14 protein-coding genes and 1 pseudogene are annotated in these 17,419 nt (G+C 46.6%); 3 read left to right on the forward strand and 12 right to left on the reverse strand.

Going from position 1 to position 17,419, the window contains the following annotated elements:
• Window positions 1-349: 349 nt before the first annotated feature.
• Together WH46_RS01115 and WH46_RS01120 are read right to left on the reverse strand one after the other, a co-directional pair.
• Window positions 350-1,198 (reverse strand): PRD domain-containing protein, encoded by an 849-nt coding sequence (locus tag WH46_RS01115; protein ID WP_017811285.1) that lies wholly within the window; start codon window positions 1,196-1,198, stop codon window positions 350-352.
• On the reverse strand, window positions 1,170-2,843 hold the full coding sequence (locus WH46_RS01120; protein WP_052714065.1) for a PTS transporter subunit EIIC: 1,674 nt from the start codon (window positions 2,841-2,843) through the stop codon (window positions 1,170-1,172). Before WH46_RS01120 ends, WH46_RS01115 begins: the two co-directional genes overlap by 29 nt.
• Before the next feature lie 319 nt (window positions 2,844-3,162).
• Here WH46_RS01120 and mntA point away from each other — a divergent pair.
• The 3 genes and pseudogenes from mntA to WH46_RS01130 form a co-directional block, all read left to right on the forward strand.
• Window positions 3,163-3,516, forward strand: a pseudogene (gene mntA / locus WH46_RS24190) (type VII toxin-antitoxin system MntA family adenylyltransferase antitoxin); the annotation flags it as partial.
• A gap of 51 nt (window positions 3,517-3,567) precedes the next feature.
• Window positions 3,568-3,984 (forward strand): type VII toxin-antitoxin system HepT family RNase toxin, encoded by a 417-nt coding sequence (gene hepT / locus WH46_RS24195; protein ID WP_026135983.1) that lies wholly within the window; start codon window positions 3,568-3,570, stop codon window positions 3,982-3,984.
• Between the two features lie 465 nt (window positions 3,985-4,449).
• Window positions 4,450-4,998, forward strand: coding sequence for a hypothetical protein (locus WH46_RS01130; RefSeq protein WP_046225415.1), 549 nt, complete (start codon window positions 4,450-4,452; stop codon window positions 4,996-4,998).
• 31 nt (window positions 4,999-5,029) lie between these two features.
• Here WH46_RS01130 and WH46_RS01135 read toward each other — a convergent pair whose 3' ends face one another.
• From WH46_RS01135 to WH46_RS01180, 10 genes are all read right to left on the reverse strand, one after another.
• Complete coding sequence (locus WH46_RS01135; RefSeq protein WP_052714066.1) at window positions 5,030-5,698, reverse strand: hypothetical protein; 669 nt, start codon at window positions 5,696-5,698, stop codon at window positions 5,030-5,032.
• Between the two features lie 19 nt (window positions 5,699-5,717).
• Window positions 5,718-6,779 (reverse strand): Kiwa anti-phage protein KwaB-like domain-containing protein, encoded by a 1,062-nt coding sequence (locus WH46_RS01140; protein WP_046225416.1) that lies wholly within the window; start codon window positions 6,777-6,779, stop codon window positions 5,718-5,720.
• Between the two features lie 183 nt (window positions 6,780-6,962).
• Window positions 6,963-7,976: a hypothetical protein gene (locus WH46_RS01145; RefSeq protein WP_046225417.1), complete on the reverse strand. Its 1,014-nt coding sequence runs from the start codon at window positions 7,974-7,976 to the stop codon at window positions 6,963-6,965.
• Window positions 7,960-8,496 (reverse strand): RNA polymerase sigma factor, encoded by a 537-nt coding sequence (locus WH46_RS01150; protein ID WP_052714067.1) that lies wholly within the window; start codon window positions 8,494-8,496, stop codon window positions 7,960-7,962. The genes WH46_RS01145 and WH46_RS01150 overlap by 17 nt, the downstream gene beginning before the upstream one ends.
• Window positions 8,497-8,695: 199 nt before the next feature.
• On the reverse strand, window positions 8,696-9,625 hold the full coding sequence (locus tag WH46_RS01155; protein WP_046225418.1) for a copper amine oxidase N-terminal domain-containing protein: 930 nt from the start codon (window positions 9,623-9,625) through the stop codon (window positions 8,696-8,698).
• Between the two features lie 208 nt (window positions 9,626-9,833).
• Window positions 9,834-11,654 carry a glycoside hydrolase family 2 protein gene (locus WH46_RS01160; RefSeq protein ID WP_046225419.1) on the reverse strand — a complete coding sequence of 607 codons (1,821 nt, stop codon included), beginning with the start codon at window positions 11,652-11,654 and terminating at the stop codon, window positions 9,834-9,836.
• 626 nt (window positions 11,655-12,280) lie between these two features.
• The gene (locus WH46_RS01165) at window positions 12,281-13,099 is read right to left on the reverse strand and encodes a carbohydrate ABC transporter permease (protein WP_046225420.1); all 819 of its coding nucleotides are present in this window, start codon (window positions 13,097-13,099) and stop codon (window positions 12,281-12,283) included.
• A 14-nt stretch (window positions 13,100-13,113) separates the two neighbouring features.
• Complete coding sequence (locus WH46_RS01170; protein WP_017811296.1) at window positions 13,114-14,037, reverse strand: carbohydrate ABC transporter permease; 924 nt, start codon at window positions 14,035-14,037, stop codon at window positions 13,114-13,116.
• Window positions 14,038-14,182: 145 nt separating this feature from the next.
• Window positions 14,183-15,475 carry an ABC transporter substrate-binding protein gene (locus tag WH46_RS01175; protein ID WP_046225421.1) on the reverse strand — a complete coding sequence of 431 codons (1,293 nt, stop codon included), beginning with the start codon at window positions 15,473-15,475 and terminating at the stop codon, window positions 14,183-14,185.
• Window positions 15,476-15,691: 216 nt separating this feature from the next.
• On the reverse strand, window positions 15,692-17,296 hold the full coding sequence (locus tag WH46_RS01180; RefSeq protein ID WP_046225422.1) for a response regulator: 1,605 nt from the start codon (window positions 17,294-17,296) through the stop codon (window positions 15,692-15,694).
• Window positions 17,297-17,419 lie beyond the last annotated feature (123 nt).

Genomic DNA, 17,419 nt, shown 5'->3' on the forward strand with positions numbered 1-17,419 from the left:
TAACACACCCGGATATTCTGTTGCTGACATTTATTCTATAGGGCAGATCTTCAGGACACTATAGACTGAATTAACCAATTTAAAAATCGACGAAAAAGGATATTTCTGTAATTTTCCATGTTTTTCTGCACGAATTGGTCTTATTTTCACTGTTTCAAAGTTTACATTTTTGTAATCATGCTTGGTTACTCGCTACTTTTTATCCATATTATGGTGAAACCCACAAACTATCTTGTCCTATTATCATGGGGCAATAGACCTGCACGTTATTCTTTATTTGGTATCAGGATGAGTTCCAATCTTGAAATCAATCGTTTTACAGAGGATTGTGATTTGATTTGCAGCGCAGTTAACGGGCAGAATGTCCCAGTCTATCCAGCAGACGATTCACTTCAATAGCGATTAATACGCGTTGACTCTCGGTCAACACATAGCCGTATTCATCTTCAATCTGCGCCGACATCTCTTCTACCTGTGCATAGATGCTGCTGTACCGCTCTATAGCGATTCGAATAATCTCTGGGTCCAATTCACTGCCTGGCTGATCCTGTTGATGATCCTGGAGGATACTTTTCAACTGGCTCATTAATCGTTCGTACGCAGATGATTTGCGATCTAGCGGCTGATCGATCACGTCTTCGATCTCTTCTACAATATCCTTCATAATGGCTGCCATGCCTGCAGCCGTTGCCTGGGCTCCCGCATTCATGCGGGCAGTATGAATATGCATCGCAATATATCCGACCTCATCTTCAGGGATATCAACCTGCAGACGGCGGGCTATTAATTGTCTCGCATGCAGGCCAATCTGGAATTCGGCTGGATACAGAAGACGAATCTCTTCCAATAGCGTATTGTGAATAACCATCCCACTGCGCAGCCGCTCCAGGGCAAATGACAAATGATCGGTCAGCGCAATATGAATATGCTCGTTAAAAGATACCTGCAGCTCTTGTTCTGCATAGGAAATAATACTTTCGGAGACGGCTATTTCTTCTTCAGGCAGCTTTTGCAGCATTTCCTGAAGATAGCCATAGCGCTCCTGATCTTCCAGAATAAATACTTTCTCGATACGCTGGGCGTCTACGATATCATTTTTTCCTTTTTCAAAGGAGATGCCGCCGCCCATTACGATCTTCTCCTGTCCGTGATCGTCGACGACCACGGCGTTATTGTTGAGAATCTTTTTGATTTTCATAAGGTCCTCCTGTGACTTTACGAATGAAGTGTGAAAGATGATAACGGAAAGCCGGCTTCTCTACACCGAGCAGTAGTGCAGCGACAAAGGCTGTCCCTGCTGCCAGCAAAAAGCCGATCATATAATGAACAAAGTTAACTTCGCCAAAAGGAATAATATACGCCAGCATCGGGATACCCGTCAGTCCAAACGAATTGGCGACGACATGATGAAATCCTACATAAGCTCCACCTACAGCCCCTCCAATAGCCGCTCCCAGAAAAGGGCGACCCAGCTTGAGATTGACTCCCAGCGCAATCGGCTCGGTAATGCCGAGAAAGGCTGTAATGGAACCGGACAAGGCTATTTTCCGGAGTTCACTGCTGCGAGACATCAGATACACAGCCAGTCCTGCTCCACCCTGCGCCATGTTGGCCATCGACCAGATCGGCAGCAGGAAATTCACGCCTACATGGGGGTCGGAGATCAATCCCACCTCAATCGCCTGTATTCCCTGATGCAAACCGGTCAATACAATCGTGCTGTAGATGCCGCCGAGAATAAACCCAAATACGGTTCCTCCATACATGAATAGATATTCCAGCAGCTGACCGACCCATTCGCCCAGCCAAACGGCAGCCGGACCAATAACGAGAATCGCCAGCGCTCCGCCTGTGATCAGGCTAATGCCTGGTGCGAGCAATGTAGCTGCCGCTGCCGGGAGTATACGACGCAGCCCTTTCTCAATTAAGGCCATTACCAGTGCAGCGACAATAATCGGAATCATGGAGCCCTGGTAGCTGAACTGCGGTGAAGCGAGTGTACCCGCTGTTTGCATCGTGCTGCTGTAGGAACTGACGAGCAGTCCCAGATCCGGACGGGACATGGCAATCCCGAGCACAGCGCCGATCGCCGGAGTACCGCCGAACCTTTTGGCAGCATGATATCCAAATAGTACACTGATGACCTGAAAAGCAGAACTGGTCAACAGCTGTAACAGCCGCAACCAGACAGCATCTGGTGCGACGGCATCGGAGGATTGAACAATGCTTACAAGTCCAAGCAGAATACCAGCCGCAATAAACAGTGGCAGGATCGGCAGTAAAATATCCGAGAACACAGCGGCTCCCTTTACCATTCTCCCCGTCCATGAACGCGGTGGTTGTATCGCCGATACTTCGGAATTTTCAGGTTCATAATGAACAGCTGCCATCGACTGCTTCTCTACAGGCGAAGTCGATACGGATTGCTTTTTCGCGACGGAGTCATCAGAGGGTTGCAGTGCTTTGACTGGTATGCCATGTTCCGATGAATCTGTTATATCATGCGCTAAAGCTTGACCTGTAACAGGTGGGTTTTGCTGGTTTTCTTGAAGCAGTCGTGTGATCTGGCGGTGTACTTTGTAGACCAGTTCAGGACCAACAATGATCTGGAGCTGTCCAGCCTGCCGGTTTATATTTTGTACTTCCCGGATCTGATGAAGTCCGGCTTCATCTATCAGATTATTATTTTTCAATTTAAAACGAATACGCGTCGTGCAGTGAACCACATCCAGCACGTTATCCGGTCCACCGGATCGCTCTATCAGAAGTGAAGCAAGCTCGCGCGTTTGCTTCCCTTTGTCGCGTCTCCTGGCGGAGGGCGATGGGTTTGGTTCGTCGGGCAACTCCATTCCTCCTTTACTGTTCAGGACGCTGAATAAGATGTATCTTTTATTTTTCGATTACAAGGCGATCTTCTATATTCTGAAAATTTCATAAGAGTTACAAAGTAACAACTTTGTAGTATAGGCTAGATTGCTGCTTCTGACAATCCTTGCAAACTTTCGCGTTGTATTTTTCAGAGTGTATACAATGATATATTTGTTGGATATCAGAGGTATATGTTTAGCCGGGCACTCCTATACTGGTTTGTGATCGGAACAGCCTTCGTGGTATATTGTCACAGAATATGCAGAGTCTGATGAATGGCAAAGGAGGACTCGAATGTTAACCGGACTAACTAAAGAGCAGCGTAATTGTATTATTCATTTCCTGAAAGACCAATGTGAGGCGGACACTATCATTCTGCTCGGATCCGCGGCACGCGAAAAGATGCGGCCGGACAGCGATGTGGATATCGCCTATTTATCCAATACACGGCTATCGGTCTACCAGCGATTCATGTTGGCTCAGGATCTGGCAGATCTACTCGGACGGGATGTGGATCTGATCGACTTCCGGGAAGCGAGCACTGTATTTCAGATGCAGATCACTTCGACCGGTCAGATTATATATGAAACACACCTGCTGCACAGGCAGCTGGCCTGGATGAGAGCCTATACGGAGTATGCCCTGCTGAATGAGCAGCGGCAGCCTATTATTCAATACGATCGATCAGGAGGAACAACGATGAACCAGGATATATTTTTAAATAAAAGTGCCACGATTCGGCGCTGCAGCGAGCGTATTCATGAAGAGTATGCGGGGAGTGCAGACAATTTGTACAATTTTACCCGACAGGATTCGATTATTCTGAATCTGCAGCGTGCCTGTGAAGCATGTCTGGATCTGGCGATGCATATCATTGCCGAACAGCAGCTGGGCGTTCCCCAGAGCAGCCGGGATGCTTTTGATCTGCTGCATCGCAGCGGCTGGATCGACCGTGAGCTAAGCCGCAGTCTCAAAGCAATGGTCGGCTTCCGCAATATTGCAATGCATGATTATCAGGCGGTACAGGTGGAGATTCTGGAGGAAATGATCGAGCATCAGCTGCCGGATCTGGAGCGTTATCTGGAGCAGGTAAAGAACAAGGCTCAAATGGGCTGAAGTTGTATCAGTAGCATGCCTGAAAAGAGGCACAGGGGAGTTCAGCGATTTGATTATGCAGCAGAATGTTGTAAATAGTATACATTGTTTCATTTAGTCAGGCGGGTTGGCATCATTCACTCCGTAAAGGAATAAGGGCACGTCCTCCGGTGGAGCCGGGGAATCTACGAAATAGGAGTGACGGTAGATTCCCTGGCTCCAATGTCGTCCTTTGCCCTTATTTCCTTTACTGCGTTCCGTGCGATTAGTTCTCATTGCAGGAATGATGTTCTATTCAAATACTTTTTATACTGCATACTGTGCAGGATGTATGGTATTCAACTTTATAATGCCTACGGGCAGAAGTCTACAATAGATGGAGAAAATTGAAGTTGGATTTTCAAGTCGGATTCTGGTGATAAGATACTTTGCTCAATTATGTAACTTTTTTCCATTTTATTCGTCAGATAGGTTGAGGTGAGCATAATGAGAAAAAGACGCATACCGATCCTTGCAGGTATTTTGATAATTCTTGTTGTGGGTGTAATGCTGGTATCACGATTATGGATGTCGCCAGTCTCTATCCCTCTTGAGCCGGGCAGCTACACGTTGCCGACACGTGTTCCACTTGATCGGAATACCCGAACGCCTCCGGCACCAACGATTATGGCTGGGGATACCGTTATTCCCTGGGTGCAAAGCAGTTATTGCTGGTCCAGAGGCTGTACTGATTATATAGGCGGCAAGCAAATGATGGATGGAAAGGTACCTGCAGTTGTGCCAGCAGGAGCCCGTATTCAAGCCAACTATAATTATGAACCTGCTCCTGCGATTCTTGTACTGAACCAGCTGGATAATCAAAAGAATCAATCCAATTATAATGATCTTGTAAGCGTTCCTTTGCAAGACGGTAAATTTACTGCTCCGACCGCTCCAGGCACCTATTACTACTTACTGGAAGCTCACTGGAGGGAGAAAAATACGCAACACTCTGACGGTGATACCTCTGCTGTATTCGCTATCGAGATTCGTTAGCTCTACTATCGAACAGACCGGGAGCAGGAGATTATACATCTTCTTGCTCCCCTTTATCTACCGGCCGAATCATATATACATTACTGACCAGCACCTGTGCCCGGTATTTGATATCCAGATTCATATCTTTTTCACGGACGATCAATACAGCCTTGAGCCGTACATCGGGGTTAGCTTCTTCTTCATCGCGACTGCGGTTGGAGATAACGCCCTGGTATACCTGTCTGCCTGATACAAAGAACAGTGGACAGGTTGCGATACTATCGGTTTTTACATACACCGTAATGATGAAAATAATAATAAACATCGATACTGTCAGGTTCACTACCGATGAATAGTCGACCACAATCTGTGGCAGCAGCAGAGTCAGCAGGAAAAAAGTATAATCATTTACACTAATTTTCTCATATTGGCGAATCGACACTTCCCGGCCAATCGTCCGGGCAGACAGGCGTTCTTCCAGTCCGCGCAGCAACCACCAGATTACGAGACGATACAATGCGAGCGATATCAGGAGCACTATCACGAGAAAGACCAGCTCCACGATCCACCAGCGGGTAAACATCTCTTCGAGCTTCTCCTTGGTCAGTCCGGCAGGCAGCAGATCATTATGATAAATAAATCCGCTGAACATGACGATCAGGAGCGGGATATATGCGGTAATCCACATCAGCACCTGCTCTCTTTTGGTCCACATCATATGGCTCCCTCCTCATCGTTCATGCATTCGGCTCATCAGCCGCATTCTCATAACTTACAGCAACCCCGTAATCTCCGGTCAGGAAAGACTGAACAATCTTGTCGGAAAAGAACTGGATCAGCGTCTTGGGTTCCTGATCTTTGTGGAAGACAATTTTGCGCTTGTCCAGATCAATAAAATCATACAGCTCCCACAGTGCCCGGTATTTTCGCTGATAGGCTTCCGCCTGCTTGGCATTGCGGGGCATTTTGCGGCGGATCAGCTTGAGTTCTTCGCACCGGTCTTCAAAATTACGCTGCAGTACCTCGATGGTCTCTGGCTGAATCTGTGCCAGACTGCGAGAATAAAAGTACTGACGGCAGCTGTCCTCAAACTCTTCCTTGTTCGATTCCTCTCCGTCAAAAAAAGGCAGCGCCGTAATTCGCTCCAGATTCTCATCCCGCAGTTCGTTAATATGATCCTGATAATCAAAAGCATACTCGAATGGACGCAGACTGGAAATATAAATCGTATTATTTACAATGAAAAAGTCGATTGGGCCGCCAATTTCCAGCAGTTCACTATCGGCAAACTGGAGCTCACCCGAATTTTTGAAGGCAAATTTCTTTTTGCCAATATTTCGTTTGGGCTTGCGATAAAAGCAGCAGTAGATATTCTCGTTATCCAGCTGGATCTGAATCATCTGGAAATGGGTACTGGCATCTTCCAGGCTGCTGTCGGGATGCTCCAGCGCAAAAAGCAATCCTTCCTTGCGTTCGGAGACAGTACCTTCGGAAGAATCCAGCTCCAACATCGCCAGGGTATCATTTTTCTGAACCTCAAAATTGTAATCGCTTACCATAAATTCATCCTCACCCTGGCCATTTTCCCGCTGGAAGGAACGAAAAGCATAGATAATCTGCTTTTTCAACCAGTTTTGCACATCTGCCGATATGGCACTTTCACGTGCGCGGTAATAATGATCAGCTTCTTTTTGCTTGCGCACCGTAAAGAAGGTCAAGCCTATCTGCTCCATTGCTTCAGCCGATGTCTCCATCCCAGACAGACGATTGACCGGATGATCCTGATCATTAATGTTCATCTATTCACCATTCCTTTGAATGAGTTGGTAATCAAGTACATGTGAAAGTAAGATAGCTGGCTACTTATATTTTACCAAAATATCCCTGTAATTTCCTTTTTTAACGAAAATAAATTTTGGGTAACAGGAAAAAGCCCGGATGTGGGAAATTGCATCATCCGGGCTTTACAAAAGAAAATATGCTTAGTACTCTGGAATCGTAATGGAAAAATCCATACACCAGTAACCACTGACTTGCTGTACGATACTGCCTTGCATATAGGAGAGTTTCACTTGGTTACGCTGCTGGTCGGTCATGGGAGAAAAGTGGAATTCCTGCCTAATTCCATCTGGCTCTGCATTCATTGAATTTATCTCGGGTCTTCCAGCTTTCGACTTTACTATTACATAACTGGCTTCATCCATACTCCCACTTATTAGCTTAATCGTATTATTTGCTGGAGTATCTGGCAGCATAGCATACTTGAAAATCAACTTTTGATTAGCGTTCGACCAATCAAATTGTTTTACTTTGATAGATAGTGGGGGATTGACTGGTATTTTATAATTTTTACCGGGTGCGATGGTACCTTCAATTGGAATTTCTTTCTTATCGATTAGATAAAGGTCTCTTAACTGCAGGCGGAAATGGTGTTCTCCCGGTTTCATATTATCCAGTATGATATCGGTAGAAGCTTGCAATCCGTCTGCGCTGGTAAATTGGTCAGCAGCAATGCTGAATTTCTTGCCACTCTCAAGATCAGTTAATACACTTTTCTTGAATTTAGCGTATTTAAAGTCCGACCTTTTTATTCCATTAAGGCTTGATTTTAGTTGAATATAATTCGTCTGATCCGTATATTTTTTGAGTGTAACGGTATCAACTGTATATTGTATCCCTTTATCTTCTGCTGTTGCTCCAATCTTTTGTACTACAGATGGGGTCGACAAAACAGTATTCATGATTGATGGTACTCCACCCATTTGAATAACTGCGATCCCTATACAACATACTCCTATTAGCCCCATGACAACCACTTTCCATTTATGTTTATAACGTATTGTTTTTTCCTCTGCTGGATTCCATTTGGATTGTCGTCTTCTTGTTTCAAGTTCTACTTTTTGCCATATGGACTCATAATCTGGTGAATCATCGCGGAGCTTACCCATTTGATGTCGGATCAGTGAATCATCTTTTTCTTTATCCTCGGGTCGCATGTATATCACTCCCTTTTTCCAGCGTTACTTCAGTATGCTTCGCCAGCTTTTTCAATTTAGCTATAGCCCGGCTTAATCTGGACTTTACTGTACCCACAGGAATTTTCAGCACATCAGCTATTTCCGTATGACTTAATTCGCCTATGTAATGCAGCAGCAGTACCTGCCGTAATTTCCCGGGAAGCTGTTCCAGCAGCTTTACAAACTCGCTTGCAGTCTCCTGACGCTTATATGATTTCTCCACCGAAGGATTAGACCGTAGCGGCCAGCCCAACCAGAACGCTTTGCTTTCCTTATCCCTTCCTTTGCTGCGGCGACGAAACATGGAATAACATTCATTGGCTGCAATACGCATCAGCCATGCTTTTTCATTCTCGATCTCGCTTCGTTTGGCAAGCAGGGCTTTGACAAAGACTTCCTGACATATATCTTCTGCATCGGCTTTGCTGCCGGTCATATAGAGACAATAGCAGTATACATTTTCTTTATAACTTTCAAACAATTGGCGGTCGTCCAACATATCCCCTTCCCTCTTCTATATCATGCGTTCCCTTTTAGGACGAATAACTGTACTTATCCGTTCCCTTTTTTGTATCTTTTAATGAATAAATTAAAATAAGTCTGAAAATCGCTCGCTAATGAATAGCTCTGCAGATCTTCAGACTTACATATTATTTTTCAAAATAATTTCTTGTCTATTTTTATCATGTTTTTAATTTTCAATCTATACGCTTTTCTTCTGGCATGACAAAAGAGATTTTACCCGCCATGCTTGTTACTGATCCGCCTACTGTATACTCATGTCCAGTGCTGTAATATCCTTTACCAGCTTGTATTATTCCAGTCTCGATAGAAGTGCTATCTCCAAAATAACCACTCTCTATAGAAACATAATCTTTATTTTTTAACGGGACACTTCCCCACTTCTCCTTTAACTTGTAAGACAGAAAATCTTTCACATGATCTGTAGATTGTTTTGGAAGACGAGCTTGCCAGATGATGACCGGAAAGTCCTCCTTGAATTCGATCAAAGATATGACATCTCCATAGATATGGTACATTCGCAAAACTTCCCCTTTGGGAAATAAAAACTGATTATCAACTGCCTCGGATTCTTCATGATTCTCCAACAGTTGTTGTTCACCATGCGTTGGGATCTGCATTATCAGTTGCATCACTAGTTCTCTGGCTGAAGCCAAATCCCCTTGATACAGTGTTTTGCTATCCTGTGTACTCAGAGGAGATTCTATACGAAGTACTTTGTTACTACTGTTAATCTCATATCCAAGCGATCCCAGAAAATCCGATGGGATATACGTGCGTCCATTGATTTGCTGTACTACTACATTCAGCTCAGAGACAGCATCCTGATTATTTATGCTATATTGAGCTTTTCCAATAGTGAATACATACCGCTCTCCCCATTTCTTCAGAGCAACCTTGTGATGAACCGGATCTGTGGAAAGTGTAGCATCAATCGCTCTCGCAAGGTCACGGATCGGAATCATCATTTTACCTTTTCGAATCTGTACATCCGATCCAGAGATGGTTTTCTGATCCGGGGTAGTAATCGTAACAGGTGACGCATATGTAGACGTGGAGCTAAGCAGCAGACTTGCTGCAATAGAAGCTGCGATAATCTTTTTCAATCTTATCCCTTCTTTGTCATGAATTTGATTTCGTTACTATATACTCCGGCAGATGAATAAAAGTTGTGCTCTTTCCAGTAAGACAGTATTTACATGATACATTATGCACTATTTCTTCCTTATCTCTAATGACAATTGAACTGGACAAAATAAAATCCTGCAGTACTCTGATTAGGCAGGTACCGCAGGATTTTTTATTTTACAGGGTTTAGGATTCCATCGGCTGATTCATCACGATCGCCCGAATCTGCTCTACCGGCACTTTCGGCTCGCGGTCGTACGTGAGCAGACCGTTAATTTCCTGCTCTACATCAGTCAGTTGGGTATAGCAGAATCCCTGTACAATCGGTGACAGGTGCATCGGCCGAATCACCGCCTGCAGACGGTCGAGATAATCTTCATCATTGTCTGCACCCGAATAACCCCAGCCTTCCCAATCACTTTTCTTGTAGGCGATACCGCCAAACTCGGTCACCAGTATCGGCTGGCCCTGATACGAGGCACCACCTACGAAGATGCGGCGGCTGCCTGGCATCGCATTCACAGCCGTACCAACATCCGCATACCGCTCGGTCAACACTTCTTCACGCCATTCATAATCATGGATCGCCACCAGATCGGTATCCATCATCTCCCAGCCATCATTATAAATAACCGGACGTGTCGGATCGAGGGAACGGGTCAAATGATATAGAGTCAGCCCGTGCTGCTGCTGACGCGGATCTACCTGTACATTCGGAATTCCCCAGCTCTCATTCATCGGTACCCAGACAATGATCGAAGGATGATTATAATCCCGCTCAATAACCTCCTGCCACTCGTTCAGGAAACGGCGAACATACTGCTCCGAGTAACTATAGGCATTGGCAGCCTCTCCCCAGACCAACAGCCCCTTGCGATCACACCAGTACAGAAAACGCGGGTCCTCCATCTTCTGATGCTTGCGCACTCCGTTAAAGCCCATCGCCTGGGTCAACTCGATATCCCGTACCAACGCCTCGTCGGTTGGCGCCGTCAGAATACCATCGGGGAAATACCCTTGATCCAGTACCAGACGAAGGAAATACGGACGATTGTTCAGGTTGAGCTTGCCATTTTCAATTGAGACCTTGCGCATGCCAAAATAACTATCCACCCGATCCAGTACGGCTCCATCCTGCAGCAGCTCCAGACGGATATCATACAGATTCGGCGATTCCGGTGTCCACCACCGCCCTAATCCATGATCATTAAAATCATGAAGTCCGATTGAACGAAAATGCTCCGGATGGCTCACCAGGAATTCATCTTGCGTCACCTGCTCTCCGGCAAAGGAAATAGTTAGCCGCGCGGTCAATGCTGAGGCGGCAGACTGCTGCAGTACAGTCTCTGGATAAAACAGTCGAATCCGTACTTCGTTCGTATCAATATCCGGCGTGAATTTAACCTGCTGAAGATGTGTAGCTTCTACCGGCTCCAGCCACACCGTCTGCCAGATACCTGTCGTCCGGGTATAGAATATACTGGCCGAATCTTCTTTCCAATACTGCTTGCCTCGCGGTAACGTTACATCCTGGCTATAATCCTCAGTACGCACAACAACTTCGTTATGCTCTTCCAGCAGATCTGTAATATCCGCTGTAAATGGAGTATGCCCACCTTCATGCGATGCTGCCCATTTCCCATTCACCCAGACCGTTGCCTTGTAGTCCACGGCTCCAAAATGCAGCAGCACCCTTTTGCCATTCCAATCTGCCGGAATATCCAGTTGTCTGCGATACCATACCAGATCATGAAACCCGGTATCCCCAATCCCGCTCAGTTCACTCTGAAAAGTAAACGGCACCTGAATCTGCCGATCGAATGTTCCTTGCCCGGACATATACCAGCGTTCCTTGTCTCCCCGGCGCTCATCATCAAACGCAAATGCCCAGCTTCCATTCAGGTTCATCCACTGTTCACGAACCAGCTGCGGTCTCGGATACTCCGGTCTTGGGACGATAGGTAGTTCATTATGATGTGTAGTCGATTGTTCAGCAGGTACGTTCATTACATATAGCCTCCTTGGTTTAAATCATTGTTGGGTGGTGTTGGTTATGCTGCACAGGAGCGGGCGGTGTACAGGTCATTTGCTGCGAAAAGGGATTCTGCCACTCCCTCCTGTTAAGAATGGAGATTTTGAACTACCGCTTCCAGCGGTAAATCTCCATTCTTAAATGTCGGTCATCGGCAGAATTCCCTTTCCTTCGCTCCGCACATGAACCAACTTCGTTCCTTTTTAGTAAATCCATACACCAACTGCTTTATTTCTTTTTCAACAAACAAACATTCCCTCGCTCTCCTGAACAGTAGAACTATAAATCATCTTGTATCTTGTATCTTGTATCTGTTATTTCTTATCTGTTATCTCTTACTACCCTCTCCTCCCCTATCTGCAGAAGTGCAGACACCCGCCCTCTAGACAGCAATAATGGAAACATCTAGCACGGAGCGAAGCAAAGAGAATTTGGTCAAAGGACGACATTGGAGCCTGGAAATCGACTGCCTCTCCCTATTCGTAGATTTCCAGGCTCCACCGGAGGACTTGACCAAATCTCTTTGCGCAGCGGTCCACCAAGACTCACCATCTGCGTCACCAAAACCGCAGTGGCTGCACTTCTGCACCCGATACCCCCTTTACATTTCTTTCCCGCCAGTGAACGCAATCCCTTTGATAATCTGCTTCTGGAACAGCAGGAAAATGAGCAGAACCGGTACAGCAGCGAGTGCATTGGCAGTCATGGGCAGCGCGTACTGCTGCACGTAGGAGCTTTGGAACATCGGCAGTCCCAGGGTAATCGTCATGAATGCCTTATCCGAGATCGAGATCAGCGGCCATACATAATCATTCCACGCCCCGATAAATGTGAAGATTCCCAGTGCAGCGAGTGCCGGACGAGATAGCGGCAGGAAGATGCGATACCAGATTTTGAAGAAACCGGCACCATCGATACGGGCAGCTTCTTCCAGATCCTTAGGTAATCCGTCAAAGAACTGCTTCATGATGAATATCCCCATCGGGCCTGCAACCGCAGGCAGAATAAGCGATGTGCGCGTACCCAGCAGACCGATATCTCTCATAAACAGGTACAGTGGAATCAATGTGGCTTCAGCCGGAATCATCATCGCCGACAGGAAAAGGAAAAAGAGTACTTTGCTGCCCGGAAAGCGAATCCGCGAAAAGGCATATGCTGCCATGGAAGATAGCAGTAATACCATCGCTGTAGTGATAACCGATACAATCAGACTGTTGCCCATCCAGCCGAAGATTGGTGCCTGACTGAGTACTTTGGCATAATTGGCAAACGAGAAATGAAACCCGCCGCCGAAGATCGGCTGACCTTCGGGAGTGAAGGATAATAGCAGCATCCAGACGATCGGGATCAGGAAAAATACAGCCAGCAGCAGTGCTACAATACGGCTTACATACATATACGCCCGGTTCATTGTTGTCATTGACCTGTCCCTCCTTAGGATTCGAATTTGCGTAGAATCAGTGTCTGCAGTACAGAGATAACCAGAATAACAATCATCAGCACAAAGGCGATCGCTGATGCATAACCCATCTGGAACGTCTGAAATCCGTTCTCATAAATGGAAAACACGACTGTCTTGGTAGCGCCTGCCGGTCCGCCGCCAGTGATCAGCTTGGATTGTCCGAAGATCTTGAAAGAAGCAATCGTCTGCAGTACCACGACCAGGATCGTGATCCGGGACAGGGACGGAAAAGTAATATGCCAGAATGTCTGCCAACGATTGGCGCCTTCAATCTGTCCGGCTTCATAGAAAGAAGCAGGAATATCCTGCAATCCTGCCAGGAACAGTACAAATACAAAACCTACTGTCCACCAGATCGTGGACATGATGATCGAAGCCCAGGCTAGCATCGGCTCGGACAACCAGAAAATCTCGCTATTGATAATACCCAGCGTACGCAGAATCTGATTGAACAGACCACTATACGGCTGCAGAAAAATAACCCAGATACTGGAGATCACCGAGACGGATAATACGTACGGCATAAATACAGCAGCCCGAAAAAAAGCCTGTCCGCGCCGGATACCATGGATCAGCACTGCCAGTAGCAAGCCCACACCACAGATCAGAGGCACACTGACGAGGGTGAACAATACGGTATGCAGCAGATTGTCGCGGAATTCTTCATCCTGAAGCAGTGTTGTATAGTTGAGGAATCCAATGAACTCCTTATCTCCCAGCAAAGACCAGTCATAAAAGCTGACCCGCAGTCCGTACAAAATCGGGAATAGCGAGAACAGCAGAAAGAACAGAGTATAGGGCAGTACCATCATGACACCGGTTACCCAGCCCTGGCGGGCCAGTCCTCTGCTGCCCATAGTCATGCTTTTTTTCTGCGCAATGGATTTGACAGCCATTATAATGCCCCCTTCTATTTAGATATAATCCGGTACCTTATGATTGTTCGGCGTGGCACCGGTATCATTGTCTTAGCAAAATGTTCGTACAGATGGAGAAAGCGGAATCGGCAGCTGCCTTTTCCGCTCTGTTTCTCCTTCAGGCTTACTGGCCTATCGTTTTGTCAATAACGGCATTGGATTTTTCCAGCGTGGTAGCTGGGTCCTGCTTGCCTGCCATCATTTTCTCGAATTCTTTGATCACATTATCGTTCACCTGACCCTGCTTTTCGTTACGAGGCCAGTATTTGACGAAGTCAGCAGACTGCGAATAGTCACTACGATATGGCATGTCCTTGAATTCAGGTGAATCCAGTACTTTGTTTACACTCGGGATATGACCGGCTTTGGCCCACATCTCACCATTCTGGGCGAGCCAGTTGGCGAACGTCAGTGCAGCCTGCTGCTTGGCAGGATCTTCTTTGCTGTGCTTGGGAAGAGCCAGTGTGTGGGAATCTCCCCATGTGGCTGGCTGATCATAGATTTGCGGCATCGGTACGACGCCAAAGTCCAGACCTTCGATATTTTCAAATGCACCTGTACTCCATACACCAGTGATTACAATGGCAGCTTTTTGATCCTGGAACAGTTTGACGGCATCATTGACATTTGGCGGAATCAACTTGGATGTATATAGGCTATTCACATATTCCAATGCTTTCAGAGCTTCGGGATTATTCAGTTCGGCTTTGCCATTGGCATCGTAGAACTTGCCTCCACCAGTCAGCTGGTTATAGAATCCCCAGAACATCCAGTAGGCATCAATACGTACGCTTGGTTGGGCTAGCGGCGCTACATCTGCTGGAACAGCATTTTTGATCTTGGTCAGGAATTCCGTGAATCCTTCGGGAGACTGTTCAAAGGAAGGCTTGCCGTCTTTCAGTACACCGGCTTGTTCCAGATATTTTTTGTTGTAATACATAACAATCGCATGAGTATCGAGTGGAATGGAATAATGCTTGTTATCGTAGATGGTCGATTCCAGAATCGTCGGGTTAAAGTCTTCCCATTTGACGCCGGCAGATGATGCCAGATCGTCAAGCGGTGTCACATAACCGGATGGAACGAACTGCGGCATGCGTGAGGAGTGAAGCACGGCCAGATCAGGAGCCTGATCCGAAGCCAGGGACGTCTGCAGCTTGGTATAATAATCTTCCGAGCGGTTACTCAGCTGCTCTACCTGAATGTCTTTATTTTCCTGATTGAACTTATCAATCATAGCGGTCATGAATTCACCATCACCACCACTGAATGGTGTCCAGAACGTGATTTTGGTCTTGCCTCCGGTCTCTTTGCCTTCGGTACTTTGTGAAGGCTGGCTGCCTCCTGCGCAGGCGGATAATACGAGCATGATAGCCAGCAGCAGTATGCCAGTCGATATAAATTTATTTCTTCTCATTACAAAACCTCCCTGTATGTTTTAAGATGGATGATGCGCCGTTTCTTAATTGCTAGCGCTTACATTACTTATCTTAAAATACAGGGAGGTCCTGAACCATGACGCTTTTTTCGATAGTATGGACATATATTTGGGTTCTGTCTTTTGATAGATGTTCATGTCTGCTTAGATAGCAGCCACTAACAGCATAACGATAGATATAGCAGTTCAAAAAAATCAGACCGGATTCGAAAGGCTGCGCCTGTGCTCACGGTACTGTTTGGGTGTCATCTGGGTCTCGGCTTTGAATACGCGGTTAAAATGCCGGATATTCACAAAGCCGGTCTCGATCGCAATACCGGATATCTTCTCATCCGTATGCACCAATCTGCGAATCGCTTCGCGGATACGTATATCAGTTAACACTTCAATAAAGGATCTTCCCAGACGCGTCTTGAACAGACTGCTCAAATACGAAGCATTGAGATATACCTTTTCTGCCATCAGACCGAGTGTAATCGGTTCTGCATAATGCTCTTCCATATATTCGACTACCTGATCCACCGCATGAGTTACATGCCCTTCACGATGCCGGATCAATTGGTACAGCGCATAGAGCTGTCCACTACAGTAATTGGCCAGCTCCCGGCGATCATTGATCATCCATACTTCCTGCAGCGTATGACCAATATCGCCGCCCTGCAGCCAGTTTTCCACGATACCATAATCCAGTGCAATCTCGTAACATTCCATCATAATCCGGCTGATCTGCTGCTGTACGATCTGCGGCTGACTAATCTGGCGGCACAGCCGATCGATAAACTCCTGCACCTGCCGATTCAGTTGACCGACATCTGCCTGGGACAACAGCTGCTCCAGAAAATGCCTGTCCGCTGCCGGCAAACGAACCGGATGTACCGATTGCCCACTCTCGGCTGACGATGGATAGATCAGAACCCGGTCGCCGCCAGTGGTCAGCCGGTATAGCAGTGCAACTTCCGCTTCACGATAAGAACGCGGAACCCACTCCAGATCTGCCGCTTCCCGCCCAATGCCGACGGTAATCGTGAGCTGGGAGAGACGCTTGATCGTACGTACCAGCTGACCGGCCTGCTGACGTATACGGGCTTCGGCATCCTCCGTATGCTCCGCCTGAATCAGCGTCACTACACGGTGCTGTTCCATAAAGGTATAGCCGTTCCCGTCTGCCAAAATAATCTCCCGTACCAACTGCTGAATATACAACAAAAACAGCTCCGGGTCGGTCTGATGATAACGCTGCTCGGCAACAGAACTTCGATCCAGTTGAGCGATCAGGCAGTATACTTTTTTGCCGTCAAAAGACAATCCGGCTTCTTCCAGCAGTTCTGCTGCATCATAAGCTACCCGACCATGTACAATGCCCGATAACAGCTGTTGCCGCATCAACTGCTCTGCCGGCCGACTAACCGGACGTACAGACTCACGGGAAGCCAGCTCTGTATCAATTCGGTTCAGCGCTGCATACAGTTCATCCTTTTGTACCGGCTTCAGTAAATAATCACGCGCACCACTGCGAATGGAACTGCGTGCATATTCAAAATCATTATATCCGCTGAGTACGATACAGCAGATATCCGGATACTGCTCGGCTACTGCAGCTTGCAGCTGTATACCATCCATACGCGGCATACGAATATCGGTAATGACCAGCTCGGGTTGGTGCTCCCGGATCATCTCTAATGCTTCCATACCATCCCTGGCTTCGCCGCATACTTCCCATTTCAGATCAAATCCCTGAATCAAATGGCGTATTCCTTTACGGAAAATCATCTCATCGTCTACAACAAGTACTTTATACATTACATATGCCCCTTTCTCTTGATAACTCGTAATCTTTCTCTACTATTCGAGTGACCTATTTATATACTTATTTATTTTATATCTATTTATCTATTCACTGGATTTATCACGTTGGATACCATT

The sequence above is a fragment of the Paenibacillus dauci genome, assembly GCF_000971985.1.
GTDB lineage: Bacteria > Bacillota > Bacilli > Paenibacillales > Paenibacillaceae > Saccharibacillus > Saccharibacillus dauci.

Bases quoted from the DNA above. Each gene is read 5' to 3' on its own strand.
- WH46_RS01140 (WP_046225416.1), bottom strand. From the start codon at position 6,779: ATGAACATTAATGATCAGGATCATCCGGTCAATCGTCTGTCTGGGATG.
- WH46_RS01180 (WP_046225422.1), bottom strand. From the start codon at position 17,296: ATGTATAAAGTACTTGTTGTAGACGATGAGATGATTTTCCGTAAAGGA.
- WH46_RS01160 (WP_046225419.1), bottom strand. From the start codon at position 11,654: ATGAACGTACCTGCTGAACAATCGACTACACATCATAATGAACTACCT.
- WH46_RS01150 (WP_052714067.1), bottom strand. From the start codon at position 8,496: ATGTTGGACGACCGCCAATTGTTTGAAAGTTATAAAGAAAATGTATAC.
- WH46_RS01165 (WP_046225420.1), bottom strand. From the start codon at position 13,099: ATGACAACAATGAACCGGGCGTATATGTATGTAAGCCGTATTGTAGCA.
- WH46_RS01170 (WP_017811296.1), bottom strand. From the start codon at position 14,037: ATGGCTGTCAAATCCATTGCGCAGAAAAAAAGCATGACTATGGGCAGC.
- WH46_RS01135 (WP_052714066.1), bottom strand. From the start codon at position 5,698: ATGATGTGGACCAAAAGAGAGCAGGTGCTGATGTGGATTACCGCATAT.
- WH46_RS01130 (WP_046225415.1), top strand. From the start codon at position 4,450: ATGAGAAAAAGACGCATACCGATCCTTGCAGGTATTTTGATAATTCTT.
- hepT (WP_026135983.1), top strand. From the start codon at position 3,568: ATGAACCAGGATATATTTTTAAATAAAAGTGCCACGATTCGGCGCTGC.
- WH46_RS01145 (WP_046225417.1), bottom strand. From the start codon at position 7,976: ATGCGACCCGAGGATAAAGAAAAAGATGATTCACTGATCCGACATCAA.
- WH46_RS01175 (WP_046225421.1), bottom strand. From the start codon at position 15,475: ATGAGAAGAAATAAATTTATATCGACTGGCATACTGCTGCTGGCTATC.
- WH46_RS01115 (WP_017811285.1), bottom strand. From the start codon at position 1,198: ATGAAAATCAAAAAGATTCTCAACAATAACGCCGTGGTCGTCGACGAT.